This window comes from Mesorhizobium sp. M7A.F.Ca.CA.002.05.1.1, assembly GCF_003998335.1.
GTDB lineage: Bacteria > Pseudomonadota > Alphaproteobacteria > Rhizobiales > Rhizobiaceae > Mesorhizobium.
On sequence record NZ_RZQI01001598.1, the window covers coordinates 1 to 546 of the forward strand.

Annotated in this window: 1 pseudogene; it reads right to left on the reverse strand. The window is 65.9% G+C overall.

Annotated elements, in window-relative coordinates:
• Positions 1 to 546, reverse strand: a pseudogene (locus EN939_RS37255) (carbohydrate kinase); the annotation flags it as partial.

Genomic DNA, 546 nt, shown 5'->3' on the forward strand with positions numbered 1-546 from the left:
CGCGCCGATCAGTTCGAGGCAGGTTGCCGTCATCAATGCCAGGTAGAACGAGATGGCGGCAAAGCGCTGGCCGCTGTTCAGGCCGTCGGCGTTGACCCATGCCGCGGCATGGTGCGGGAATGGCCCCGAGCCTTGCTGGGTCGACGGCAGCAGCAGCATTTTTCGCGCCAGCACGGCGCCGACATCATTCTCGGTCCACTGCTCCGGCTGATCCTTTGTCAGCCCGGAAAACTCGCGGCCGCCCATGAAGCGCGCCGAGGGAACGGGATCGCCGATTGCGTTGACATTGACCAGCGTGTCGCGCGCGGCATCCAGCGCAATCTGTTTGCCGCCGACCGCCATCGACACCACCCAGGTGCCGGTCGAGACGACGGAGAAAGGCGGTTTGTCGGAGAGAAGATGCGGCAGAAGCGAGGCGTTGGAATCATGCAGGCCGCAGAACACCGGCGTTTGCGGATCGAGTCCGGTTCGCATCGCAACGATGGGCAGGATCGGGCCGAGGCGGTCGCTGGCCGGCCGCACCGGCGCCATCAGCCCGCGCCATTC